Below are 24,596 nucleotides of genomic sequence, written 5' to 3'. Positions count from 1 at the left end.
GCGGCGTACCGCCGCCTGTCGGCGCTCCGTGGGTGTCGGGCGTGCCGCTGTCCCGCGGTGGGCCGGCGTCTCGCCGTGGACCGTCCCTGCGGGACAGGTCGCCGCCTCGCGGGGCGGGTGGGGCGGGTGTGGGGGTCCTGCGGGTCGGCCCGTCGTTCCGCGACGGGCCGTCCGCGCAGGGCGGGGCCGCTTTCCGTACCGTCGCCAGTGCTGCCGCTGCCCGGTTTCGAGCGTTCATCGGTACCACCTCCGGCACCGACGGTCCCGCATCCGCGCCCGCGAAGTGGATCTTGGTGGACAACCTGCCCGTTGTGGAAAACTCGCTCACCCGCCAGGGTGAGCCGGGTCCGGGCCCGGGATCAGCCGCCCGGCAGTTCGAGGTCGCTCTTGTTGAGCTCCTCGATGTTCACGTCCTTGAAGGTCAGCACCCTGACCTGCTTGACGAACCGGGCCGGCCGGTACATGTCCCAGACCCACGCGTCGGCCATCGTGACCTCGAAGAACACCTCGCCCTGCACCGAGTGCACCTGCATCTCGTAGTCGTTGGTGAGGTAGAAACGGCGTTCCGTCTCGATCACGTACTTGAACAGCCCGACGACGTCGCGGTACTCCCGATAGAGCTTCAGCTCCATCTCGGTCTCGTACTTCTCGAGGTCCTCGGCGCTCATGGCATGTTCCCCTTCAGCCGTGCGTCCCCCTATTGTGCGCCAGCCGGGTGCGCCCCTAAACGATTTCCGGGGCCAGGACCACCGGCGCATCCGGAGGACCCTCGTCGAGCAGCGTGCGGAGCAGCTCGGCGAGTCTGGTCGGGTACACCGTCTCACGGGCCGCCGACAGTTCCCCGCAGGTCCACCATCTGGCACCGGTGACGCTGCGCCGTTCCAGCTCGGTGAGCCCGGTCGGGGCCGTCTCCGTCTGGTCGGTACGGGCCAGGAAGTACCACTCGTCCTGCTCCCAGCGGCGCCCGTCGAAGGGGAACGAGCAGTACCGGCGCCACAGCACCGGTCCGAGCTCCACCCACGTGATGCCGGTCTCCTCCGCGAGCTCCCGGAGGGCCGCCTCCTCGCGGGTCTCGGCGCCCTCCAGGCCGCCGCCGGGGGTGAACCACCAGTCCTCGGCCGGGTCGGCCGGCTCGAAGCCGTGGAGCAGCAGGATCCGGTCCTGAGGGTCCAGGAGGACCACGCGGGAGACCTTGCGGGGCTCGGGCCGCCGGTCCGGTCCGGCCTGGTCAGCCGACACGCGCCCGCTCCCGGCCCGCTCCCCCGCCCCCGCCGGAGCCGCTGCCGCTGCCGCCGGACCGGCCGGACCCGCCGCCGGTGCGCCGCGCCAGCCGTGCCAGCGGCCCGTACGCGGCTCCCGCCAGGACCAGGGCCGCCCCGCCCGCGACGGCGTACAGCTGGAGCCGCAGCGGTCCGGGGGACGAGATCCCGCCGGGCAGGGCGGCGAAGGCCCGGGGCCGCTCCAGCATCGCCGGATCGGACCAGGCCACGGCGTCCACACGGGCGGTGACCGCGGAGCGCGGCACGGTGCCCTGGCCGGCCTCCGCGATGTGGGAGCGGGAGTCCAGGGAGGCGCCGCGCTGGTCGCCGAGCAGGAAGAGGTTGCCCTCGGGGACCGTGACCTCGAACGGGGTGTCGGAGGCCTTGCCGGTGAACAGCCCGAGGTAGGGCTCGTCCAGGGGGACGCCGTTCACGGTGAGCCGGCCGCCCTTGCCGCAGCAGCCGACCACGTCGCCCCCGATGCCGACGACCCGCTTGACCATCGGCGCGTTGCTCCACACCGCGTCGGTGAAGATCACGACGTCGCCGCGCTTGACCTCGGAGCCGTCGATGCGCTGGGCGAGGACCCGGTCGCCGGGCTTGACGGTCGGCACCATCGAGTCGGTGGGGACGGTGTACGGCCGGTAGACGACGGCGCCCCACACCATGCCGCCGAGGAAGAGCAGAAAGCCGACGGCCACGGCCAGTCCCGACAGCACATTGCCGAGACGGCCGTGGCCGCCGCCACTGCCTCTTGTTCCGCGTCCGCCGGCTCCGCCGGTTCCGCCCGTACCGCTCATCCCAGCGCCCCCATGCTCCGGAGTCGTGACCTGGGACGGCACCCTACCCGGGGGTAGGCCGCCGGGTCAGCCCCGGTCGCGGGTGAGCTTGCGCCGGCGCCACAGCACCAGCGGTACCGCGCCCGCCAGGCCCAGGCCCACCGGGGCCGCGCCGAGCGCGGCGGCCGCGGTGGTGTTGATGCCGGGCTGGTCGAAGGTGTCCGGGACCGGCAGAGTGGCCCAGCGGGTGACCGGCCACGCGATGACCACGGCGCGTCCGACGACCTTGTCCACGGGGACGAAGCCCTTGGTGGAGTCGTCCATGTGCCAGCGGGAGTCGTACGAGTTCTGGCGGTGGTCGCCCATCACCCAGATCTTGCCGTCGGGCACCTTGAAGGGGCCGAAGGGCTTGTCGTCGCAGGCGGTGTTCCCGGGGTAGATGTACGGCTCGACGAGCGCCTTGCCGTTGACCTTGACCGGTCCGCCCTTCTCGCACTGGACGGTGTCCCCGCCGACCGCGATGACCCGCTTGATCAGGTCCTTCTCCTCCGCGGAGGGCATCAGGCCGATGAAGCTCAGGAACTTCTGCACCGCGTTCGGGTCCGGGGTGGGCTCGCCTTCGAGCCAGTTGTTCGGGTCGTGGAAGACCACGACCTCGCCGCGCTCCGGCTCGGACCCGAACCAGGGCGTCAGCTTGTCCACGAGGACCCGGTCCCCGCGCTGCAGGGTGTTCTGCATCGAGTCGGACGGGATCGAGAAGGCCTGTACCAGGAAGGTCTTGATCAGCAGGGCGAGGACGAGCGCGATGAGGACGAGGAGCGGCAGCTCCTTCCAGAAGGAGCGCTGCTTGCGCCCGGCGCCTTCCTGCTCGCCGTCCTGCTCCGCGTGCTCTGCGCCGTCGCCGGGGCCGGTCTTGCCGTCACCGGGCTCACCGCTCGGGGCGGTCTCGCTGTCCACGGCAACCTCCGGCCGCTCTTCGGGTTCCTCGCGTCCGGTTCGTGCGCCGACCGCCACATCCCCCACGTCCACTCCTCACTCCGCATGCCGCCCGCGTCCGGAAGGACACGGAACCTCCACTCCCCTAACGAGCGGGAGTTCCGCAGGGGTCGGGAGCCGGGCCGTTCCGTGGAGATCCTCTCCGCCGGGGCCCGTTTCCGTAGAGATCCAAGAGCACAGACTATGCGACGGGGCGCTCGCGGCGCCGTCCCCGGCGCGCTGGTTCTCGGACGGATCGGAAGGTCGCCGGTTCTTCCAGCTTCCGCCAGTGCGAGAACGGCCAGGCGATCACGACCGCGCGTCCGAGCACGCCTTCTTCGGAGATCGTTCCGTGGTACTTCTCGTCCAGGTGGAAGCGGGAATCGGCCGAATTGGCCCGGTGGTCGCCCATGACGAAGAGCCGGCCCGGGGGCACCTGCACGGAGAAGCGGATGTCCGAGGGCGAGTTGCCGGGGTGGACGTACGGCTCGTCCAGCGGGGTGCCGTTGACGGTGATGCGGCCCCGTGTGTCGCAGCAGGCGACCGTGTCCCCGCCGACCGCGATCACGCGTTTGATCAGGTCCTGTTCGTCGGCGGAGGGCAGCAGGCCGATGAAGGTCAGGACCTGCTTGATCTGCTTGACGCCCGCCGGGTCGTGCCCGAGGTGCCCGTTCTCGCCCTGGAGCCAGCCGCCGGGGTCCTTGAAGACCACCACGTCCCCGCGTTCGGGCCGGGAGCCGAACCACGGGGTCAGCTTGTCGACGAGCACCCGGTCGCCGATCCGGATCGTCTGCTCCATGGAGCCGGAGGGGATGACGAAGGCCTGGACGAGGAAGGTCTTGAGGACCAGGGCTATGAGCAGGGCCACCACGATCAGCAGCGGCACCTCGCCGGCCCTGCGGGTGCGCCGGCGCCGCTTGACCCGCCGGGCCAGCCGGCGCCGCTCGGCGCGCGTGGCCGGGGCCGCCGGGGCGGAGACCGCGGCCCGGGCGGCTCCGGCGGTCGCGGCGGCGGCGACCGGTACGGTACGGGCGGCTCCGCGCGGCCGGCCGCGGCTACCCATGGCCCCCGCCCGGTCTGGCCGCCCCGGCCTTCTCGTACGCGGTCGTGGCCGGGACCGAGCCCCAGCGGGACACCGGCCAGCCGAGCCAGTCGGCCCGCCCGATGACCTTGTCCACCGGCACCATCCCGCCTCCCGGTTCCCCGAGGTGGTCCCGGGAGTCGCGCGACTGCGACCGGTGGTCGCCCATCACCCACAGCGTGCCGAGCGGCACGACGATCCGGAAGGGCACCTTGGAGGGGGCGTCTCCGGGCTGGAGGTATTCCTCGTCCACCGGCACCCCGTTCACACTCAGCCGGCCCCGCGCATCGCAGCACACCACGTCGTCGCCCCCGACCCCGACCACCCGTTTGACGAAGTCCGTGTCGGCGGGCTCGGCGAGGCCCAGGGCCGCGGCCGCGCCGCGGACCAGGGCGCCGACGGGGTCGCCCGCGGGCTGTTCGCGCACGAAGGAGCCGGTGCCGTCGAACACGACGACGTCCCCGCGGCGGGGCTGGTTGCCGAAACGGTACGCCAGCTTGTTCACCAGGACCCGGTCCCCGACCTTCAGGGTGGGTTCCATGGAGCGGCTGGGGATCAGGAAGGGCTGGACCGCGTAGTGGGAGAACAGCAGCAGGAAGACGGTGCAGGCCGCTCCGAGGAGTGCGGCCCGCCGCCAGGACATCGCCCCGGCGGCACCGGCCCGGAAACGCGCGAAGCGCGACCGCTCCTCCCCCGGTTCGGAGGAGGAACGGCCGCGCTGCGTGTCTCGTGCTTCGGTGTCCATCGGGAGCGAGCCTATCCGGCCGCCCCCGGGACCCGGAGACGAGCTCAGTTGTCGCGCTTCTCCTTGATCTTCGCGGCCTTGCCGCGGAGCTCACGGAGGTAGTACAGCTTCGCGCGGCGCACGTCACCGCGGGTGACCAGCTCGATCTTCTCGAAGATCGGGGAGTTCACCGGGAAGGTGCGCTCGACGCCGACGGAGAACGAGACCTTGCGGACGGTGAAGGTCTCGGAGACGCCGGAGCCCTGGCGGCGGATGACGACACCCTTGAACTGCTGGATACGAGAGCGGTTGCCCTCGATGACGCGGACGTGCACGTTGACCGTGTCACCCGGGCGGAAGGCCGGGACGTCCGAGCGCAGGGAGGCGGCGTTCACACCGTCGAGGAGAGAAGACATGTTCTTCGTCTGCTTTCTTCGCACGACGCCACAGGTCGCCGTACGGGTTTTCGTAGAGAATTCGGGAGCTGTGCCACCCGGCGGGCGACGGTCCCCCTGTGGCAGGGGCGCACGCGGGCGTACAGCAGCCGCCTATTCTTCCACGGCCGGCGGCCTGCGCCAAAATCGGCCGTCGGGGGTGGGGCTCCAGCCCAGCATGGAGAGGATCTCGCGGTCCTTCTTGCCGAACTCGGAGGCCTCGCAGCGCTCGATCAGGTCGGGCCGGTTGGCGGCGGTGCGGCGGAAGGCCTCGTCCCGCCGCCAGCGGGCGATCTTGCCGTGGTGGCCGCTGAGCAGCACCTCGGGGATGCCGCGGCCGCGCCACTGCGGGGGCTTGGTGTAGACGGGCCCTTCGAGCAGGTTGGCCATCTCGCCGGGGGCGAAGGAGTCGTCGCGGTGCGATTCGGCGTTGCCGAGGACTCCGGGGAGCAGCCGGGCGACGGCCTCGGTGACGACCAGGACGGCGGCCTCGCCGCCGGCCAGGACGTAGTCGCCGATGGACACCTCGTAGACGGGCATGCGGGTGGCGTACTCGTCGATGACGCGGCGGTCGATGCCCTCGTAGCGGGCGGGGGTGAAGACCAGCCAGGGCCGCTCGGAGAGCTCGACGGCGAGCTCCTGGGTGAAGGGCCGGCCGCTGGGCGTGGGCACCACGAGGACGGGTCCGTGGGCGCCGGCCTCGAAGCCGGCGGCCAGGGTGTCGTCCAGGCAGTCCCCCCAGGGCTCGGTCTTCATGACCATGCCGGGTCCGCCGCCGTAGGGGGTGTCGTCGACGGTGTTGTGCCGGTCGTACGTCCAGTCGCGCAGGTCGTGGACGTGTACGTCGAGCACGCCGCGGGCGCGGGCCTTGCCGACGAGGGACACGTTCAGCGGTTCGAGGTACTCGGGGAAGATCGTGACGACGTCGAGCCGCATCAGGAGGCGTCCTCGTCGTGCTCGTCGTCCTCGGCGGCCGCGGCGTCGCGGGAGTCCTCGGCGGCCGCGGCGTCGCGGGCGGAGGCGATCTCGGCGCGGTCGTCGATCAGGCCGGGCGGCGGGCTGATGACGGCGCGCTGGTTCTCCAGGTCGATCTCGGTGACGATCTCCCCGACGAAGGGGACCATCACCTCGCTGCCGTCGGGGCGCTCCACGATGAACAGGTCCTGCGAGGGCAGGTGGGAGATCTCGGTGATGCGGCCGACCTCGGTGCCGTCGGCGAGGACCACGTCGAGGTCCATGAGCTGGTGGTCGTAGTACTCGTCGGGGTCCTCCGGCAGCTCGGAGGGGTCCACGTCGGCGATCAGGAGGGTGTTGCGCAGGGCCTCGGCGGCGGTGCGGTCCTTGACTCCCTCGAAGCGGAGCAGCAGGCGGCCGCTGTGCACCCGGCCGGTCTCGATGGTCAGCGGTCCCGCCGACGCGGGCTCGGTGTGGAGTACGGCGCCGGGGCCGAGCCGGAGCTCGGGCTCGTCCGTGCGCACCTCGACGGTGACCTCGCCCTTGATGCCGTGGGCGCGGCCGATCCGCGCGACTACCAGCTGCACTCTTCCTTCTCCTGTCCATACGACGACGGGCCGGGGCGGGCCTCAGCCCTCCCCGGCCCGTGCCGGTGATTCAACTTCTCAGCGGACCTGGTCCACGTCGACGAGGTCGACACGGATGCCACGGCCGCCGATGGCGCCCACGACGGTGCGCAGAGCACGTGCGGTGCGGCCGTTGCGGCCGATCACCTTGCCGAGGTCGTCGGGGTGGACCCGGACCTCCAGCACCTGCCCGCGCCGCAGGTTGCGCGAGGCGACCTGCACGTCATCGGGGTTGTCCACAATGCCCTTTACGAGGTGCTCAAGAGCCTCCTCGAGCATGCTCAGGCCTCGGTCGACTCGGCGGCGGCGTCAGCCTCGTCCGCCTTCTTCTCGGCCTTCTTCTTCTGGGTGATGGCCTCGCCCTTGGCGTCGCCACCCTCCAGGGCCTTCGCGAACTCCTCGAAGGAAGCGCGCTTCTGCTCCTTGGTCGCCGGGGCGAGCAGGGGCTTCTCCGGGGCGGGCAGGCCCTTGGCGGCCTGCCAGTCACCGGTGAGCTTCAGGATGGCGAGCACGGCGTCGGTCGGCTGGGCGCCGACGGACAGCCAGTACTGGGCACGCTCGCCGTTGACCTCGATGCGCGAGGGGTTGTAGGTCGGCTGGTAGATGCCGATCTCCTCGATCGCGCGACCGTCCCGACGGGTGCGGGCGTCGGCGACGACGATGCGGTAGTGCGGCTGGCGAATCTTGCCGAGGCGCTTCAGCTTGATCTTGACTGCCACTGGAGTGGTGTCTCCTGAACTTGACGTGGGTGGGCACAACGGGATGCCACGTGGGGTTGCGGTACTCGGGTGCCCGATGGACGCGTCAGCCGGAGGAGAGAGGGGTCCTGTGCGACTGTCGAGTACAGCTAGCCATTGTGCCACATGCCCGCGCCGGGTCAGGACGCGGCGGCCGCCACCGCTGCCTCGGGGATGCGGAACGGCTTCATGCACCCGCCGCACACGATCGGGGCCTGGGCCAGCACCGACGGGACCACGCGCACGTTGCGCCCGCAGTCGCAGACGGCCTTGACCCGGACGCCGCCGCCCGAGGAGCCGTGCCGGGCGGCCGGTCCGCGGAAGCTGCGCTTGGTGTCGGCGGCCGTGGCGACGGTGTGCGCCCGCAGGGCCCGCTGGAGCCGCTCGATGGTCGGGCGGTAGCGCTTGCGGGCCTCCGGGTTCAGGCTCACCAGCGAGAAGCCGCTGCTCGCATGCGGCTCGTCGGCATGGTCGAGGCCCATCTCCTCGGCGATCGCGAGGAACCGGCGGTTGTGGTAGCGGCCGGCCCGCGAGGTGTCCCGGACGCCGCGGGCGGCGGCGATGCCGTGGACTGCCTCGTGGAGCAGCCGCTCGAAGGAGAGTTCCGCCCCGCAGGCGGACGAGGACTCCCCGATCAGAGACTCGGGCGCGGCGAGGTCGGGCAGCTCGGGGTGGTACCGCTGAATGTCGGCCCACGCCTGTGCCAGCTCTGCCGCGAGTACAGGTGGTGTCGTGCTCACGTCGTGACAACGAGCCGGGGGGCCCTGGTGTTCCGATTCCGGGCCATTCCAAATTTTTTGCACGTACCAGTCAGTTCACACTGATGCATCCCGACGAGGGCGGGTGCGCACATCTCAGGAGTTGTCGGTACGTACGGGAGATCCCCCGGACCGGGTCCGGGGGATCTCCGCCGTCACGGCTGCGCGCCGCGGTCCCCTGTGCCCCGTACGGCTCAGTAGGAGCGGGCCACGATGGCCAGGGTGCCGGGGGCGTCGTCCTCGGTCGGAACGGAGCCGTCCTCGGCCACCAGGCAGCGGACGGTCACGGCCTGCTCGCCGAGCTTGGCCTCGCCCTCGGGGCCGAGCACGTCCCACGGGATCCGCGCCCAGCCGCCGGCGAGGGCGGCCTCGGAGGCCTCCTCGATGGTGGCCACGTCGGTGGTGCGGGACTCGCGGCGCTCGCGCGACTCGCGCAGGAGCTGGGCCTGGTCCTCGTCGAGGACCTTGGGCAGCAGGTCGGCCAGGGCCTCGATCTGCACCGGCTCCTTGCCGCCGGGGATCCGGCGGGCCAGCATCGCGGTGCCGTTCTCCAGGTCGCGGGGGCCGATCTCGATGCGGACCGGAACGCCCTTGAGCTCCCAGTCCACGGCGCGGCGGCCGAACGGGGTGTCGACGCGGTCGTCCACGTGCACGCGGATGCCGGCGGCCTTCAGCTGGGCGCCCAGCTCGCGGACCTTGGCGACGGCCTCGTCGCCCTTGATCGCCATGACGACGACCTGGATGTGCGCCAGGCGCGGCGGGACGCGCAGGCCGTTGTCGTCGCCGTGGGACATGATCAGACCGCCGACCATGCGGGTGGAGACGCCCCACGAGGTCTGCCAGACCAGCTCCTGCTGCCCCTCCTTGGAGAGGTAGGAGGTGTTGAAGGCCTTGGCGAAGTTGGTGCCGAGCTCGTGGCTCGTGCCCATCTGGAGGGCCTTGCCGTCGCCCATCATGCCCTCGAGGGTGAGGGTGTTGATGGCGCCGGCGAAGCGCTCCTTGGGGGTCTTGCGGCCGAGCACGACGTCGATGCCGAGCACGTTGGTCATGAAGTCGCCGTACACGTTCCGGTGGATGTGCGCGGCGTAGTCGCGGGCGTCCTCGTAGGTGGCGTGGGCGGTGTGGCCCTCCTGCCAGAGGAACTCGCTCGTACGGAGGAAGACGCGCGGGCGCATTTCCCAGCGGACGACGTTGGCCCACTGGTTGATCAGCAGGGGCAGGTCGCGGTAGCTCTGGACCCACTTGGAGAAGTAGTCGTTGATGATCGTCTCGGAGGTGGGCCGGACGACGACCGGCTCTTCGAGCTCCTTGCCGCCGCCGTGCGTGACGACCGCGAGCTCGGGGGCGAAGCCCTCGACGTGCTCGGCTTCCTTCGTCAGGTACGACTGCGGGATGAACAGCGGGAAGTACGCGTTCTGGGCGCCCGCGTCCTTGATGCGGGCGTCCATCTCCTGCTGCATCCGCTCCCACAGGCCGTAGCCGTACGGACGGATGACCATCGTGCCGCGCACTGGGCCGTTGTCGGCCAGCTCGGCCTTGTTGATCAGGTCCTGGTACCAGCGGGGGAAGTCGTCCGCCTGGGGGGTGAGAACGGGAGCCTTTGCCATGGCGCGAATGGTACGGCGCCGGGCACGCTGAGCGTGAATCGGGTCGCACGCTCCTCTGGACGAGCGGCCCGAAGAGCAGTTCTCTGACAACGGGGGCAAGGAGGACGGGAGCGCTTTTCCATGACATCGACGCTCGTTGCCCGGGACTGGGCTGAGATCCAGGAGCGGATGCTCGTACCGCTGTACGAGGCGGTGTACGACCGGCTCGGCATCGGGCCGGGCACGCGGCTGCTGGGGCTCGACTGCGGGGCCGGGCTGGCCCTGCTGCTGGGCGCGGCCCGGGGTGCCCGGGTGACCGGGGCGGAACCGGATCCCGGCAGGCGCGCGCTGGCCCGCGAGCGGCTGCTGGACGTGGCGGCGGGGCCGCCCGGGTCCGGCGGCGCCGCGTACGACGTGCTGACGCTGTTCTCGCCGGACGCGGCGGCGGACCTGGCGGGTGCGCTGCCGCTGGTGCGGCGGGGCGGGGCGGTGGTGCTGGCCGGCTGGGGGCCGCCGGAGCGGTGCGCGACGCTGACGGCCCTGGGTCCGGAGTGGCGGCGGCCGCCGCGCCGGGACGAGCTGGAGGAGCTCGCCGCGGGGGCCGGGCTGCTGTTCGAGGGCTCGGGGCGGGTGTTCTGCCCGTTCGGGTACGCGGACATGGAGAGCGCGGTGCGCGGGCTGCTGGCGGCGGGCCGCTACGCGGGGGCGGAGCCGGGGCTGTTCGAGGGGGATCCGGAGCATCTGGAGAAGGAGCTGACGGAGGCCCTGCACCCGTATGCGCGGGAGGACGGCACGGTGTGGCTGCCGAACGTGTTCCGGTACGTGGTGGGCCGGGTGCCGTAGGGCGCGTGGCGCCGGGTGGGCGGGCGGGTGCGGGGGCCGCGCCCGCCCGGGCGGGCCGCTGCGGTGGGGGGCGGGTCATTTGGCGAGGCGGGTGATGCCGGCGGCGGCGTAGGCCTGGTCCTCCTCCAGGGTCTCGTTCTCCAGGAGGGCGCCGGCGAGGGCGTCCAGCTTGTCGCGGTGTTCGCGCAGGAGCCGGCAGGCGCTCTCGTAGCACTCGTCGACGATGCGCCGCATCTCGCTGTCGACGGTGTCGAGGGTGGCGGGGGCGGCGGAGAGCCCGTAGGCGCTCTGGGCGTCGGAGGGGATGGCGGTGAGCCGTCCGACGCGCTCGCTCATGCCCCAGCGGCCGACCATGCCGCGGGCGAGGTTGGTGACCTGTTCGAGGTCGTTCTCGGCGCCGGTGGTGATGACCCCGTAGACGACCTGTTCGGCGGCCATGCCGCCGAGTGCGCCGATGATGCGGCCGCGCAGGTACTCCTCGGTGTAGGCGTAGCGGTCGGCGTCGGGGGTGGAGAGGGTGACGCCGAGGGCCCGGCCGCGGGGCACGATGGTGATCTTGCGGACGGGGTCGGCGCCGGGCTGGAGCATGCCGAGGAGGGCGTGGCCGCTCTCGTGGTAGGCGGTGCGGCGGCGCTCCTCCTCGGGCATGACCAGGGGGCGTTCGGCGCCGAGCTGGACCTTCTCCAGGGCGTCGGAGAGGTCCGACTGGGTGACGGCGGTCTGTTCGCGCTTGACGGCGAGGAGGGCCGCCTCGTTGGCGAGGTTGGCGAGTTCGGCTCCGGTCATGCCGGGGGTGGTGCGGGCCACCTGGGCGAGGTCCACGGAGTCGTCGAGGGGGATCTCGCGGGTGTGGATGCGCAGGATGGCCTCGCGGCCGCCGCGGTCGGGCGGGCTGACGACGACGGTGCGGTCGAAGCGGCCGGGCCGGGTGAGGGCGGGGTCGAGGACGTCGGCGCGGTTGGTGGCGGCGATGACGACGACCCCTTCGGAGCCGGAGAAGCCGTCCATTTCGGTGAGGATCTGGTTGAGGGTCTGCTCGCGCTCGTCGTGCCCGCCCATGCCGGTGCCGCCGCCGCGGGCTCGGCCGATGGTGTCGATCTCGTCGATGAAGATGATGGCGGGGGCCACCTTGCGGGCCTCGGAGAACAGCTCGCGGACCCGGCCGGCGCCCACGCCGACGATCATTTCGATGAACTCGGAGGCGGAGGCGGAGAAGAAGGGGACCCCGGCCTCGCCGGCGACGGCGCGGGCGAGGAGGGTCTTGCCGGTGCCGGGCGGGCCGGCGAGGAGGACGCCGCCGGGCATGCGGGCGCCCATCCGGCGGTACCGGGCGGGGTTCTTCAGGAAGTCGACGACCTCGCTGAGCTCGCCTTCGACCTCGTCGATGCCGGCCACGTCCTCGAAGGTGGTGCGTTTACCCTCTTCGAGTTCCACGGGCCGGGGCGGGGCCTTGCGGCCGAGGGCGCCGGCCGCGCCGCCCATGGCGGCGCCCATGCGGCGGGCGACGAGTACCCAGAGGGCGACGAGCAGCAGCATGGGGGCGAGGGAGATCAGCAGGTTGGCGAGGAAGCTGCGGTGTTCGACCACCGGGGAGGCGGTGACGGTGACGCCTTTGGAGGTGAGGCCGGCCCAGAGGTCGTCGTCGGCGAAGGCGGGCCGCTGGGTGACGAACTTCGTGTAGTCGCCCTTGCCGCCGGGGACCGGCTGCTTCTCCTTGAGCTGGCCTTCGATGGCGTCGCCCTTGGAGTAGATCTTCGAGACGTTGCCGGCGGCCACCTGCTTGCTGAACTCGGTGTACGAGACGGTGGGCTCGTCCCCGTCGTTGAAGAAGGACAGCACGAGGTTGGTCAGGAGGTAGACGAGGAGGGCCGTGAGGATCAGGCCGCGCCAGCCGCCCGGCATCTTCTTCCCGGGCGGCGGGGCGGGGGGCGCCCCCTCGGAGCGCCAGGGGGTGTCCGCCCGGGCGCGCGGCGGTGCGGGGGTGGGGTTGGGCACGGCGGTCCTCCTCTGCCGACAGCGATCTTGACGTTACGGGAGGAATCGGGCGGCCGCCGTGCGGGGCGGGGCCTGGGCGGGCGGTTTACGGGGGCCTTCCGGGGGCCTTCCAGGCGGGGGGCGCGGGGCCGGGCCGGGGCAGCGAAAAGGGCCTCCGCCGCGGCGGAGGCCCTTGGTGCGTGCACCCGTGCGGGTGTACGGCGCGGCTACTTCATGAACTTCTTGAACTCGTCCGGCAGCTCGAAGTCCTCGCCCGGGGCGCCGCCCGGCAGCCCGAACGGGTTGCCCGGCTCCAGGGCCGCGGCGGCGCCGCCCTGCTCGCGGCGCGCGGCGGCGGCGGCCTCGTCGGCCTTGCGCTTCATCGGGTTGCCGCTCTTGCGCTTGCCCTTGGCCTGCTTGACCTGCTTCTTCTGGCGGCCGGGGCCGCCGCCCATGCCCGGGATGCCGGGCATGCCGGGCATCCCGCCGCCCTGGGCCATGCGGGACATCATCTTGCGGGCCTCGAAGAAGCGCTCGACGAGGTTCTTGACGGCGCTGACCTCGACGCCGGAGCCCTTGGCGATGCGGGCGCGGCGGGAGCCGTTGATGATCGTCGGGTCCTGGCGCTCGGCCGGGGTCATCGACTTGATGATCGCGGCGGTGCGGTCCACGTCGCGCTCGTCGATGTTGTTGATCTGGTCCTTGATCTGGCCCATGCCGGGGAGCATGCCGAGCAGCTTGGAGATGGAGCCCATCTTGCGGACCTGCTCCATCTGGGCCAGGAAGTCGTCGAGCGTGAACTCCTTGGGGCCCTTGGCGAGCTTGGCCGCCATCTTCTCGGCCTCGGCCTGCGAGAAGGTCTTCTCGGCCTGCTCGATGAGGGTGAGCATGTCACCCATGTCGAGGATCCGGCCGGCCATGCGGTCGGGGTGGAAGGCGTCGAACTCGTCGAGCTTCTCGCCGTTCGAGGCGAACATGATCTGCTTGCCGGTGACGTGCGCGATGGAGAGCGCGGCACCGCCGCGGGCGTCGCCGTCGAGCTTGGAGAGCACCACGCCGTCGAAGCCGACGCCGTCGCGGAAGGCCTCGGCGGTGTTGACCGCGTCCTGGCCGATCATGGCGTCGACGACGAAGAGGATCTCGTCGGGGCTGACGGCGTCGCGGATGTCCGCGGCCTGCTGCATCAGCTCCTGGTCGATGCCGAGGCGGCCGGCGGTGTCGACGATGACGATGTCGTGCTGCTTGGTGCGGGCGTATTCGACCGAGTCCTTGGCGACCTGGACCGGGTCGCCGACGCCGTTGCCGGGCTGCGGGGCGTAGACGGCCACGCCGGCCCGCTCGGCGACGACGCTGAGCTGGTTGACGGCGTTGGGGCGCTGGAGGTCGCAGGCGACGAGCAGCGGGGTGTGGCCCTGGCCCTTGAGCCAGAGGCCGAGCTTTCCGGCGAGGGTGGTCTTGCCGGCGCCCTGGAGGCCGGCGAGCATGATCACGGTCGGCGGGGTCTTGGCGAACCGCAGGCGGCGGGTCTCGCCGCCGAGGATGCCGACGAGCTCCTCGTTGACGATCTTGAGGACCTGCTGGGAGGGGTTCAGCGCCTTGCTGACCTCGGCCCCGAGGGCGCGCTCCTTGACGTTCTTGATGAACGAGCGGACCACGGGGAGCGCGACGTCGGCCTCGAGGAGGGCGATACGGATGTCCCGGGCCGCCGCGTCGATGTCGGCCTCGCTCAGGCGGCCTTTGCCGCGAAGGCTCTTGAAGGTCGAGGCAAGGCGGTCGGAAAGCGTATCGAACACGATGGTCGCGGTTCCTCAGGTCGGGGGCGTCTGGTCGCCCTCCAGAGTATCGGGCCCGGGCAAGGGGGTGCCCCCGCCCGTGGCCGAGGGGGCGGGGCGGGTCAGGAGAGCGCGGTCTCGACCGTGGCGGCGAGGGCGGCGGCTTCCTCTGCGGAGAGGGGTTTGCCCTCCGGGCCGGTCACGTAGAGGGAGTCCACCGCGTTGGCGCCCAGGGTGGAGACGTGGGCGCTGCGCACGCGGACGCCGGCGCCCTCCAGGGCCCGCCCGATGCGGTGCAGAAGGCCGACCGCGTCGGGGGCGCGGACCTCCAGGACGGTGGCGAGGGTGGAGACGTCGGGGACCACGGTGACCCGCGGGGGCGGGGGGAAGACCCCGCGGCGGCGCGGGTACGCGGCTTCGCGGTCGGCGAGCCGGGCGGGGACGTCGAGGGAGCCGTCGAGGGCGCGGATCAGGTCCGCCCGCAGCCGGCCGGCCTGGGGCAGGGAGCCGTATTCGGCGGCGACCCGCCAGCGCAGGACGAGCACCTCGCCGAGCGCGTCGGGCAGTTCGAGGGAGCGCAGGTCGGCGGCGCGTACGGTGAGCCGGTGCAGGGCAAGAACCCCGGCGGCGGCGGGCAGCACCCCGGGCTGGTCGGGCACGGCCACGAGCAGTTCGACCCCGACCTCGCTGTCGGCGCCTTCCGTTTCCGTCCGGGCGTGCAGGGCGAGTACGGGTTCGCCGGTGCGCAGCGCCTCGACGGCGAGCCGCTCCTGTTCGGCGGAGGGGGCGGGGGGTCCGGGGGCGGGCGGGTGCTCCCCGCCGAGCAGGGCGGCGGCGCGGGCGGCGAGGTCGGCGACGAGGGAGCCGCGCCAGGCGCTCCAGGCGGCGGGGCCGGTGGCCAGGGCGTCGGCTTCGGTGAGGGCGTGCAGGAGTTCGAGGGTGGTGGCGGAGCCGACGGCGTCGGCGACGGCGCGCACGGTGGCGGGGTCGTCGAGGTCCCTGCGGGTGGCGGTCTCGACGAGCAGCAGGTGGTGGCGGACCAGGGTGGCGATGACGGCCGCGTCCTCGGCGTCGAATCCGATCCGGGCGGCGATGGCCCGGGCGAGGGGTTCTCCGGCGGCGGAGTGGTCCCCGGGCAGCCCCTTGCCGATGTCGTGGAGGAGGGCGGCCACGAGCAGCAGGTCGGGGCGGCCCACCCGGCGGGTGAGGGCGGAGGCCCGGACGGCGGTCTCGACGAGGTGCCGGTCGACGGTCCAGGTGTGCACGGGGTTGCGCTGGGGGCGGCAGCGGACCCGTTCCCAGTCGGGCAGCAGCCGGCTGATGAGCCCTTCGGCTTCGAGGGCCTCCCAGACGGCGACGGTGGGCTCGCCGGCGCCGAGGAGGGTCAGGAGCTGTTCGCGGGCCTCGGCCGGCCAGGGCACGGGCAGTGGCCGGGCCTGGGCGGCGAGCCGGCGTACGGCGTGCGGGGAGACGGGCAGTCCGGCCTGGGCGGCGGCGGCCGCGAGGCGCAGCGGGAGGACCGGGTCGCGTTCGGGGCGGGCGGCGAGGGCGAGCCCGGCCTCGCCGTCCTGCTCCACGACGCCTTCGGCGAGCGGGGCGCGTTCGGCGGGGGCGCTGCGGCCGCCGAGCAGGCCGCGCAGCCGGGGCCGGGCGGAGCGGGCCCGCAGGACCCGGCCGACCTCGCGCCAGGTGACGTCGCCGGCGTAGGAGACGACGCCGGCGGCCTCGTAGACCTGGCGGAGCAGGGCGTCGGAGCCGGGGAGTCCGAGGCCTTCGGCGACCTGGTCCTGTTCCTGGAGGGAGAGCCGGTCGGTGGCGCGGCCGGTGGCGAGGTGGAGGGCGTCGCGGGTGTCGAGGAGCCGGCGGCGGGCCTCGGCGAGTCCCTGGCGGGGGGCGTCGGCCACCCAGGAGGCGGCGACGGCGCGCAGGGCGGTGGCGTCGCGCAGGCCGCCCCGGGCCTCTTTGAGGTCGGGTTCGAGGAGGAAGCGGAGTTCGCCGGCGCGTTCGGCGCGGTCCCGGCACATGGCGTGGAGCTCGGGGAGCCGGCGGACGGCCTGGTTGCGCCAGTCGGCGAGGACGGTGGTGCGTACGGCGGCGGCCAGGCCGAGGTCTCCGGCGACGGCTCGGGCGTCGAGGAGGCCGAGCTGCACCTTGAGGTCCTCGGCGGCCGTCTTCCGGGCCTGGGCGGGGGTGCGTACGGAGTGGTCGAGGGCCAGGCCCAGGTCCCAGACGGGGTACCAGATCCGGTCGGCGAGGGCGGCGAGGGCGGCCGGGGCGGCCTTCCCGTCGTGGAGGAGGAGCAGGTCGAGGTCGCTGCGGGGGGAGAGTTCGGAGCGTCCGTAGCCGCCGACGGCGACGAGGGCGGCGCCCCGGACCCCGGTGTCCCGGACGGCTGCCGCGAAGAGCGCGGCCAGCCAGGTGTCGGTGAGGGCGGCGAGGGCGGCACGCCGCGAGGGCCCGGACTGCGGCTCCTCCTGGAGGAGCCGCAGCCGGGCCGCCGCGTAGCCGCCGGATCGCGGGTCTGCCTGTTCGCTGGTGTCTTCGACGCTCGTCACCGAGGTCTCCCCTTCGCTTCCGGTCGGCTTCCGCTCGGATTCCGGTTGCCGTTACAGCGCGTCCGGGCCGCGTTCGCCGGTGCGGACGCGGACGACGGAGTCGACGGGCAGGCTCCACACCTTGCCGTCGCCGATCTTGCCGGTGCGGGCGGCGGTGACGACGACGTTCATGACGTCTTCGGCGTCGGTGTCGTCGACGAGGACCTCGATGCGGATCTTCGGGACCAGGTCCACGGTGTACTCGGCGCCGCGGTAGACCTCGGTGTGGCCGCGCTGGCGGCCGTAGCCGCTGGCCTCGGTGACGGTCAGGCCCTGGACTCCGAAGGCCTGGAGGGCCTCCTTGATCTCGTCGAGCCGGTGGGGCTTGACGATCGCGGTGATGAGCTTCATGCATCCACCTTCTTGGTCTGCGTGGCGGCGGGGGCGGGCACTGCGGTGCTCCGCGAGGAGGCACCGCCGCCGGCTCCGCTGAAGTCGTACGCGGTCTCGGCGTGTTCCGCCTGGTCGATGCCGGAGACCTCGTCGTCCTCGGAGACGCGCATTCCGATGGCCTTGTCGACGAGGAAGGCGAGCACCGCGGACGCCACGAGAGAGTAGGCGAGGACGGAGAAGACTCCCACGGCCTGCTTGCCGAGCTGTCCGAGGCCGCCGCCGTAGAAGAGGCCGGCTGCGTCGGACTGGACCCCGCCGGTGGCGAAGAGGCCGACGAGCAGCGAGCCGAGGACGCCGCCGACGAGGTGGACGCCGACCACGTCGAGGGAGTCGTCGTAGCCGAACTTGTACTTGAGGCCGACGGCCATGGCGCAGGCCACGCCGGCGATGGCGCCGATGGCGATGGCTCCGAGCGGGGAGCAGGAGCCGCCGGAGGGGGTGATGGCGACGAGGCCGGCGACGGCTCCGGAGGCGGCGCCGAGCGTGGTGAAGGTGCCGTGGCGCAGCTTTTCGTAGGCGAGCCAGGCGAGCATGGCGGCGGCGGTGGCGACCTGGGTGTTGACGAACATGACGGCGCCGATGCCGTCGTCGTTGCCGAGCCAGGATCCTGCGTTGAAGCCGAACCAGCCGAACCAGAGGAGGCCGGCGCCGAGCATGACCAGCGGGAGGCTGTGCGGGCGCATCGGGTCCTTCTTGAAGCCGACGCGCTTGCCGATGACGAGGATCACGCCGAGGGCGGCGGCGCCGGCGTTGATGTGGACGGCGGTGCCGCCGGCGAAGTCGATGACACCCATCTCGAAGAGCCAGCCGCCGGCGCCCCAGACCCAGTGGGCGACGGGGAAGTAGACGAGGGTGACCCAGAGGGCGATGAACAGGGCCCAGGCGCTGAACTTGACGCGGTCGGCGAGGGCGCCGCTGATCAGGGCGGGGGTGATGATCGCGAACATGAGCTGGAAGACGGCGAAGACGTACACCGGGATGGTGTAGCCGTCCCACAGTTCGGTGAGTCCGATGCCGCTGAGGCCGACGTAGTCGGCGGACCAGCCGATGAGGGAGCCGGAGTCGGTGCCGAAGGCGAGGCTGAAGCCGTAGAGCACCCACAGGATCGTGACGATCCCGAGGCTGATGAAGCTCATCATGAGCATGTTCAGGCTGCTCTTGACGCGGACCATGCCTCCGTAGAAGAAGGCGAGGCCGGGGGTCATCAGCATGACCAGGGCGGAGCAGATGAGCATGAACCCTGTGTTGGCGGCAGACAGCTCGGGGGCGTCTGCGGCAAGGGTCGTGATGGCTGGTGCCATCGGCGTCTCCTCGTCGTCGGTACGTTCGCGTGCGGGCGATCGTGGGAAACCTGAGCGGCGCAAGGCGTGCGGCCTGGGGCGGGCCGTCCGGCGACTGGCCGGTTATGAGCCATGAGATTCGCGCAGGCCGGTTTCCGGCGGTGCCGCTCGATGTTTCTGTGCCGTGACGAAGAGGTCGGGCGTGTTACGCGCCCATGAACGGGGCGGGAGGCGCGGCCGGCCGCGACAGCACCCGCATGACCTGGCAGGGGGGAGCCGAGTCGGATGGTGCGGGTCGCTGTCGCGGCCGGGTCCGGGGCCGGGCCGGGCGGGCCGTCAGACGGCCTCGGCGGACTCGGGGAGCTGGGCGGCGATCCGGTCGGTGAGCCGGACCACCTCGCCCACGTCTCCGTATTCGCGGGCCGCGGTGTCCACGGTCTTGCGGAGCCGGGTGTTCACCCGTTCGGACCGCACTTTCCTGGCCACGGGGAGGGCCCGCTCGGCGAGGGCGGCGGCCTGCTCGGGCTCGCGGCGCAGCAGGTGGACGGTGGCCATGCCGATGAGGTTGAGGGCGTAGGAGCGCTGGTGCTCCTCGTCCTTTTCGAAGAGCTCCACGGCCCGCAGCATGACGGGCTCGGCGAGGGAGGCGTACGTGGGGCTGCGCCCGGCCACGTAGGCGAGGTCGCGGAAGGAGTGGGAGTTCTCCCCGTTGAGCTCGGCCTCGGAGAAGAAGCGGATCCAGTCGGGCTCGGGCTCGGAGCCGAACGCGATGTCGGCGAAGGTGTCCTCGGCCATGCGGACGGCCCGCTTGCAGCGGCTGGGCTGGCCCATGTTGGCGTAGGCGCGGGCCTCCATCGCATACAGCATGGCCTGGGTGCGGGGGCCGGCGCAGTCGCGGCTGCCGTACTGGGCGAGGTGGATGAGTTCGAGGGCGTCCTCGGGGCGGCCGAGGTGGATCATCTGCCGGCTCATGTTGGAGAGGATGTACGAGCCCAGCGGCTTGTCCCCGGCCTCCTTGGAGGCGTGGAGGGCGAGGACGAAGTACTTCTGCGCGGTGGGCTGGAGGCCGATGTCGTAGCTCATCCAGCCCGCCAGTTCGGCGAGTTCGGCGGCGACCTTGAACAGCCGTTTCATGGTGGGCGCCGGGTGCGACTCCTGGAGCAGGTCGGTGACCTCGTGGAGCTGCCCGACGACGGCCTTGCGGCGCAGCCCGCCGCCGCACTGGGCGTCCCACTGGCGGAACATGACGGTCGTGGCTTCGAGCAGGTCCAGCTCGGGTTCGGACAGCTGGACCCCGCGGCGGCCCACCAGGCTGCCGCCGGCGCCCGGGTCTCCGGCGGGTACGGGCACGAGCCAGCGCTGCATGGGCTCGATGAGGGCGGGTCCGGCGGAGAGGGCGAGGGAGGCGCCGAGGAAGCCGCGGCGGGCGAGCATGAGGTCGCTGCGGGAGAACTCGCTGAGGAGTTCGACGGTCTGCGGCGCGGCCCACGGCAGGTCCACCCCGGAGACGGAGGGCGACTGGTGGGCGACGCGCAGCCCGAGGTCCTCGATGGCGACGACGGCGCCGAACCGCTCGGAGAAGAGCTCGGACAGGATCCGCGGGATGGGTTCGCGGGGCTGTTCGCCGTCGAGCCAGCGCCGGACCCGGGAGGTGTCGGTGCTGATGTGGTGGGCGCCGAGCTGCCGGGCCCGGCGGTTGACCTGGCGGGCGAGCTCGCCCTTGGACCAGCCGCTGCGCACGAACCACGAGGTGAGCTGCTCGTTGCGGCGCGGTTCGCCTCCGCCGTCCCGGGGGACGGGCTCCTCGCTCATGCCGATCGGGCCACTGCCGCTCACTGGAACGCCCCCATCCACTCGCCTTCGGAACACCCTTGCGCCGGAAGGGAGTCGCCAACCGCATCCTGCCTCCGGCATACCCAAGGATGCGCCTTCCGCAAGGCTCCGTGTACCGAAAGTAATCCTACGATCACCCCTGCCGCGACCCCGATTCCACAATCGCCACCATTCGCCACCCCTTTGAATGAACTCGCCACCCTCCGGGCGCGATTCACTTGACGACTAGGAAGACCAGAAGTTGGCGGAGCGGAGTGCGCCGGGGCGCGCGCGGCGGTGGAGTGCGCCGGGTGCCCGGCCTCCTCCGCGTCGTAACCACCGGCGAGTTCGACCCGTTGGAGGGGGCATGGGCTTCACGATCGGCGGCAGCCGGGGCACCAAGGAGTACCGGGCCGGCTCTCGGCGCCGGGGCCGGATGTCGGAGTGCACAGCGGTGGCGGAGTACACCGGGCTGTGGGGCTGGGACGTGGTTCCCGGAGCGCGGGCGGCGGCCGGCAGCCGGGCCTGTTCCTGCGGAGACGCGCAGTGTCCGGCGCCGGGCGCGCATCCGCTGGCCTTCGACGCCGGGGTGCCGGCGGGCGCGACCCTCGACGAGGTGACGGAGGCCTGGGGCGAGTTCCCCGGTGCGGCGGTGCTGCTGCCCGTGGGCCGGTCCTTCGACGTGATCGAGGTGGCCGAGGAGGCGGGCCGGCGGGCGCTGGTGCGCCTGGAGCGGATGGGGCTGCCGCTGGGGCCGGTGACGGCGACCCCCTGCGGGCGGGCGCAGTTCTTCGTGGCCCCCGGTGCGGCGGCCGAGCTGCCGCAGCTGCTGTACCGGATGGGCTGGGACGACGCCCGGCTGGACCTGAAGGCGCTGGGCGCGGGCAGTTTCGTGACGGCGCCGCCGTCGGACCGCGGCGGGCTGGGGCCGATGCGCTGGCTGCGGCCGCCGGCCCTCGACTCCGCGGGCGGTCCCCCGCAGGCCCGGCTGCTCCTGGGCACGCTGGCCTACATCTGCCACCGCTTCCAGCTGTAGCGGGGCCCGGTCCCGCCGGACGCGGCGAGGGGCCCGGCGGCTGCTGCCGCCGGGCCCCTCGTACCGTTCCGGTGGGGTCCCGCTTCCGGTGGGATCAGTCCCCGATGAGGGCGTCGACGAACGCGCCCGGCTCGAACGGTGCCAGGTCGTCCGGTCCCTCGCCGAGCCCGACGAGCTTGACGGGGACGCCGAGCTCGCGCTGTACGGCGATCACGATGCCGCCCTTGGCGGTACCGTCCAGCTTGGTCAGCACGATGCCGGTGATGTCCACGACCTCCGCGAAGACGCGGGCCTGGACCAGGCCGTTCTGGCCGGTGGTGGCGTCGAGGACGAGCAGGATCTCGTCCAGCGGGCCGTGCTTCTCCACGACGCGCTTGACCTTGCCGAGCTCGTCCATGAGGCCGGTCTTCGTGTGCAGCCGGCCGGCGGTGTCGATGAGGACGACGTCCGCACCCTCGGCGATGCCCTCCTTGACCGCGTCGAAGGCGATGGACGCCGGGTCGCCGCCCTCGGGGCCGCGGACGGTGCGGGCGCCGACCCGCTCGCCCCAGGTCTGCAGCTGGTCGGCGGCGGCGGCGCGGAAGGTGTCGGCCGCGCCGAGCACGACGCTGCGGCCGTCGGCGACCAGGACCCGGGCGAGCTTGCCGGTGGTGGTGGTCTTGCCGGTGCCGTTGACGCCCACGACCATCACGACGCCGGGGGTGTCGGTGCCGCTCTCGGTCTTGACCGCGCGGTCGGTGTCGGGGCCGATGAGGGCCACGAGCTCCTCGCGCAGCAGGGCGCGCAGGTCCTCGGGGGTGCGGGTGCCGAGCACCTTGACCCGCTCGCGCAGGCGGTCGACGAGCTCCTGGGTGGGCGCGACGCCGACGTCCGCGGTGAGCAGGGTCTCCTCGATCTCCTCCCAGGTGTCCTCGTCGAGGTGCTCGCGGGAGAGCAGCGTGAGCAGGCCCTTGCCCAGGGAGTTCTGGGAGCGGGACAGGCGGGCGCGCAGCCGGACCAGGCGCCCGGCGGTGGGCTCGGGGACCTCGATCTCCGGGGCGGCCGGCGCCTCGGGGGCCTCCGGCTCGGCGGGGGCCTCGGCGGCAGGGGCCTGGGCGCCGGCGTCCGGGAGCACGACCTCCTCGATCGTGCGGCGCGGCTCTTGCGCGCCCGGTTCGGCCTCCTCCCCCACGTGCGGTTCGGCGGGCGGGGCTGTGATGGTCGGCGTGCTCGGCGGGGCCGTGGGGGGCAGCTGCTTCTTCTTGCGGCTGCTGACCACGAGCCCGCTGATCGCACCGACCGCGACCAGGGCGATGACTACGGCGAGGATGAGGATGTCCATAACCCCCCCAGTATCGGCCACGGCCGCGGCGGAACCCGGACCTCGGCACATCGCACAAGGCCTTAAGCCTCTGTTTGTGCATTTCGCACCGTTCCTACGATGATGGGCGGATTCCCCCGAACCCCTCACCGGAGCACGCATGCCTGCCCAGGACACCGCCGCCACGACGGACGGCGCGATGGAGACCCGCGGGCTGGAGCCCGTACCCGACGCCGAGCGCACCGGCCGCGTCCGCGAGCTGTTCCCCACCTGGGTCGCCGCCAACATCAGCGTGCTGCTGCTGACCATGGGTGCCGGGCTGGTGATCTTCAACGGGCTGAACATCTGGCAGGTGCTGGTGGTGGCGGTGGCCGCCCCCGCGGTCAGCTACGGGCTGGTCGGCCTGATCTCCCTGGCCGGCAAGCGGGGCGGGGCCCCGGGGATGGCCCTGTCCCGGGCGGTCTTCGGGCAGCGGGGCAACCTGTTCCCGGGTGCGCTGATCTGGGTGGCCCGCTGGGGCTGGGAGACGATCAACGCGGTCAGCGGGGCGTACGCCGTGCTGACCGTGCTGGACCTGCTCTTCGGCATCCGCAAGAACATCGCGCTGACCGTGGTCACACTGCTGCTCTTCGTCGGCTGTACCTTCCTGGTGTCGGGGCTCGGCATCAACGCGCTGCGCCGGTGCAGCATCTGGTCCACGTACCTGTTCGGCGCCTTCAGCGTGCTCGTGCTCGGCTACCTCGTCGCCACGACCGACTGGGCGGCGGTCTTCGGCAGGCCCGCCGGTTCGACCGCGATGATGGTCGCGGGCATCGGCACCATCGCCGCGGGCGGCATCAGCTGGGTGCCCTCGGGGCCGGACTTCACGCGCTACCTGCCGCGTACGGCCTCCTCGCGGGGCGTGGTCGGGGCCACGGTGGGCGGGGCCGGGGTGGTCGTGCTGCCGATGGTGCTGATGGGCGCGGTGATGGCGGTGGGCACGCCCGATCTGGCGAGCGCCCAGGACCCCGTGTCCTTCATCGGGGCGCTGCTGCCCACCTGGATCGCGGTCCCCTACCTGCTGATCGCGCTGGTCGGCATGCTGCTGATCAACTCGATGTCGATGTACTCGGCGGGCTTCACGGCGCAGACCCTGGGCATCCGGGTCCCGCGGGCCTGGGCGGTGAGCGTGAACGCGGCGATCAGCCTGGTCTTCGGCTTCCTGCTGATGGTGGTGGCGACGGGGTTCTTCGGCTCGTTCATCTCCTTCCTGACCCTGCTGGCGGTGGCCTTCTCGGCGTGGATCGGCGTCTTCGGCGTGGACCTGCTGCGGGGGCGCACGTACGACGCGGAGGCGCTGATGGACACCTCCCCGGCGGGGGCGTACTGGTATCGGGGCGGCTTCGCCTGGCAGGCGATGGCGGCCTGGGGCCTGGCGCTGGTGTCGGGGCTGCTGTTCACGCGGGTGGACTGGTTCGCGGGCCCGCTGGCGGCCTCCTGGGTCGGGGAGAACGGCCTGGGCTGGGCGGTCGGCATCCTCGTCTCGGGCCTGCTGTACGCGGTGCTGCCGCGCGGCGCGTCGGCGCCGGCGCGGTCCGGGGAGCGGCCGGCGGCCGGGGGGCCGGCGGAGCACGAGCCCGCCGGATCCCTGTCCAACTGACGCTGCGTCAGCTAGCCTCCCCCTTCGCCCGGCCCGGGCA

General features: G+C 72.5%; 22 protein-coding genes and 1 pseudogene. 3 read left to right on the top strand and 20 right to left on the bottom strand.

The window, feature by feature from the left end; all coding sequences use genetic code 11:
* Nucleotides 1–359: 359 nt before the first annotated feature.
* The 13 genes and pseudogenes from ACZ407_RS26595 to proS form a co-directional block, all read right to left on the bottom strand.
* Nucleotides 360–668: a DUF2469 domain-containing protein gene (locus tag ACZ407_RS26595; RefSeq protein WP_014675276.1), complete on the bottom strand. Its 309-nt coding sequence runs from the start codon at nucleotides 666–668 to the stop codon at nucleotides 360–362.
* 55 nt (nucleotides 669–723) lie between these two features.
* Entirely contained in the window at nucleotides 724–1,239 is a 516-nt protein-coding gene (locus tag ACZ407_RS26590; protein WP_468132445.1) for an NUDIX hydrolase, read from the bottom strand.
* Nucleotides 1,229–2,059, bottom strand: coding sequence for a signal peptidase I (gene lepB, locus ACZ407_RS26585; RefSeq protein WP_468132443.1), 831 nt, complete (start codon nucleotides 2,057–2,059; stop codon nucleotides 1,229–1,231). The genes ACZ407_RS26590 and lepB (ACZ407_RS26585) overlap by 11 nt, the downstream gene beginning before the upstream one ends.
* A gap of 66 nt (nucleotides 2,060–2,125) precedes the next feature.
* Nucleotides 2,126–3,052 (bottom strand): signal peptidase I, encoded by a 927-nt coding sequence (gene lepB / locus ACZ407_RS26580; RefSeq protein WP_468132591.1) that lies wholly within the window; start codon nucleotides 3,050–3,052, stop codon nucleotides 2,126–2,128.
* Nucleotides 2,967–4,076, bottom strand: a pseudogene (gene lepB, locus ACZ407_RS26575) (signal peptidase I). The gene lepB (ACZ407_RS26580) and the pseudogene lepB (ACZ407_RS26575) overlap by 86 nt, the downstream one beginning before the upstream one ends.
* Complete coding sequence (gene lepB / locus ACZ407_RS26570; protein ID WP_468132441.1) at nucleotides 4,069–4,839, bottom strand: signal peptidase I; 771 nt, start codon at nucleotides 4,837–4,839, stop codon at nucleotides 4,069–4,071. Before lepB (ACZ407_RS26570) ends, lepB (ACZ407_RS26575) begins: the two are co-directional and overlap by 8 nt.
* 44 nt (nucleotides 4,840–4,883) lie before the next feature.
* Nucleotides 4,884–5,234 carry a 50S ribosomal protein L19 gene (rplS, locus tag ACZ407_RS26565; RefSeq protein ID WP_150207118.1) on the bottom strand — a complete coding sequence of 117 codons (351 nt, stop codon included), beginning with the start codon at nucleotides 5,232–5,234 and terminating at the stop codon, nucleotides 4,884–4,886.
* A 132-nt stretch (nucleotides 5,235–5,366) separates the two neighbouring features.
* A complete protein-coding gene (gene trmD / locus ACZ407_RS26560) occupies nucleotides 5,367–6,188 on the bottom strand; it encodes a tRNA (guanosine(37)-N1)-methyltransferase TrmD (RefSeq protein ID WP_468132439.1) in 822 nt (273 codons plus the stop codon).
* Nucleotides 6,188–6,793, bottom strand: a complete 606-nt coding sequence (gene rimM / locus ACZ407_RS26555) for a ribosome maturation factor RimM (protein WP_468132437.1) — start codon at nucleotides 6,791–6,793, stop codon at nucleotides 6,188–6,190. Before rimM ends, trmD begins: the two co-directional genes overlap by 1 nt.
* 78 nt (nucleotides 6,794–6,871) lie before the next feature.
* On the bottom strand, nucleotides 6,872–7,111 hold the full coding sequence (locus ACZ407_RS26550; protein WP_007266827.1) for an RNA-binding protein: 240 nt from the start codon (nucleotides 7,109–7,111) through the stop codon (nucleotides 6,872–6,874).
* 2 nt (nucleotides 7,112–7,113) lie between these two features.
* Nucleotides 7,114–7,551, bottom strand: a complete 438-nt coding sequence (rpsP, locus tag ACZ407_RS26545; RefSeq protein WP_226737514.1) for a 30S ribosomal protein S16 — start codon at nucleotides 7,549–7,551, stop codon at nucleotides 7,114–7,116.
* Between the two features lie 158 nt (nucleotides 7,552–7,709).
* Complete coding sequence (locus ACZ407_RS26540) at nucleotides 7,710–8,309, bottom strand: hypothetical protein (protein ID WP_468132435.1); 600 nt, start codon at nucleotides 8,307–8,309, stop codon at nucleotides 7,710–7,712.
* 212 nt (nucleotides 8,310–8,521) lie between these two features.
* On the bottom strand, nucleotides 8,522–9,934 hold the full coding sequence (gene proS, locus ACZ407_RS26535; protein ID WP_468132433.1) for a proline--tRNA ligase: 1,413 nt from the start codon (nucleotides 9,932–9,934) through the stop codon (nucleotides 8,522–8,524).
* A 120-nt stretch (nucleotides 9,935–10,054) separates the two neighbouring features.
* Between proS and ACZ407_RS26530 the strand changes: the two genes are divergently transcribed.
* Complete coding sequence (locus tag ACZ407_RS26530; RefSeq protein WP_468132431.1) at nucleotides 10,055–10,756, top strand: methyltransferase type 11; 702 nt, start codon at nucleotides 10,055–10,057, stop codon at nucleotides 10,754–10,756.
* 75 nt (nucleotides 10,757–10,831) lie between these two features.
* Here ACZ407_RS26530 and ftsH read toward each other — a convergent pair whose 3' ends face one another.
* From ftsH to nsdA, 6 genes are all read right to left on the bottom strand, one after another.
* Nucleotides 10,832–12,751, bottom strand: coding sequence for an ATP-dependent zinc metalloprotease FtsH (gene ftsH, locus ACZ407_RS26525; RefSeq protein WP_468132429.1), 1,920 nt, complete (start codon nucleotides 12,749–12,751; stop codon nucleotides 10,832–10,834).
* A 206-nt stretch (nucleotides 12,752–12,957) separates the two neighbouring features.
* The gene (gene ffh / locus ACZ407_RS26520; protein ID WP_468132427.1) at nucleotides 12,958–14,523 is read right to left on the bottom strand and encodes a signal recognition particle protein; all 1,566 of its coding nucleotides are present in this window, start codon (nucleotides 14,521–14,523) and stop codon (nucleotides 12,958–12,960) included.
* Between the two features lie 101 nt (nucleotides 14,524–14,624).
* Nucleotides 14,625–17,057, bottom strand: coding sequence for a [protein-PII] uridylyltransferase (locus ACZ407_RS26515; RefSeq protein WP_468132425.1), 2,433 nt, complete (start codon nucleotides 17,055–17,057; stop codon nucleotides 14,625–14,627).
* Between the two features lie 51 nt (nucleotides 17,058–17,108).
* Nucleotides 17,109–17,447 (bottom strand): P-II family nitrogen regulator, encoded by a 339-nt coding sequence (locus ACZ407_RS26510; protein WP_468132423.1) that lies wholly within the window; start codon nucleotides 17,445–17,447, stop codon nucleotides 17,109–17,111.
* Nucleotides 17,444–18,790: an ammonium transporter gene (locus ACZ407_RS26505; protein WP_468132421.1), complete on the bottom strand. Its 1,347-nt coding sequence runs from the start codon at nucleotides 18,788–18,790 to the stop codon at nucleotides 17,444–17,446. The genes ACZ407_RS26510 and ACZ407_RS26505 overlap by 4 nt, the downstream gene beginning before the upstream one ends.
* Nucleotides 18,791–19,105: 315 nt before the next feature.
* Complete coding sequence (gene nsdA, locus ACZ407_RS26500; RefSeq protein ID WP_468132419.1) at nucleotides 19,106–20,605, bottom strand: transcriptional repressor NsdA; 1,500 nt, start codon at nucleotides 20,603–20,605, stop codon at nucleotides 19,106–19,108.
* A 343-nt stretch (nucleotides 20,606–20,948) separates the two neighbouring features.
* Here nsdA and ACZ407_RS26495 point away from each other — a divergent pair, with 343 nt between their 5' ends.
* Nucleotides 20,949–21,617 carry a bifunctional DNA primase/polymerase gene (locus tag ACZ407_RS26495; RefSeq protein WP_468132417.1) on the top strand — a complete coding sequence of 223 codons (669 nt, stop codon included), beginning with the start codon at nucleotides 20,949–20,951 and terminating at the stop codon, nucleotides 21,615–21,617.
* Nucleotides 21,618–21,711: 94 nt separating this feature from the next.
* Here ACZ407_RS26495 and ftsY read toward each other — a convergent pair whose 3' ends face one another.
* On the bottom strand, nucleotides 21,712–22,938 hold the full coding sequence (gene ftsY, locus ACZ407_RS26490; RefSeq protein WP_468132415.1) for a signal recognition particle-docking protein FtsY: 1,227 nt from the start codon (nucleotides 22,936–22,938) through the stop codon (nucleotides 21,712–21,714).
* Between the two features lie 139 nt (nucleotides 22,939–23,077).
* Between ftsY and ACZ407_RS26485 the strand changes: the two genes are divergently transcribed.
* Nucleotides 23,078–24,556 (top strand): purine-cytosine permease family protein, encoded by a 1,479-nt coding sequence (locus ACZ407_RS26485; protein ID WP_468132413.1) that lies wholly within the window; start codon nucleotides 23,078–23,080, stop codon nucleotides 24,554–24,556.
* The last annotated feature ends 40 nt before the right edge of the window (nucleotides 24,557–24,596 follow it).

The organism is Streptomyces sp. NPDC030809, assembly GCF_055572195.1.
The sequence above is the reverse complement of the archived record's forward strand: the minus strand, read 5'-3'. Positions and strand labels throughout refer to the sequence as shown.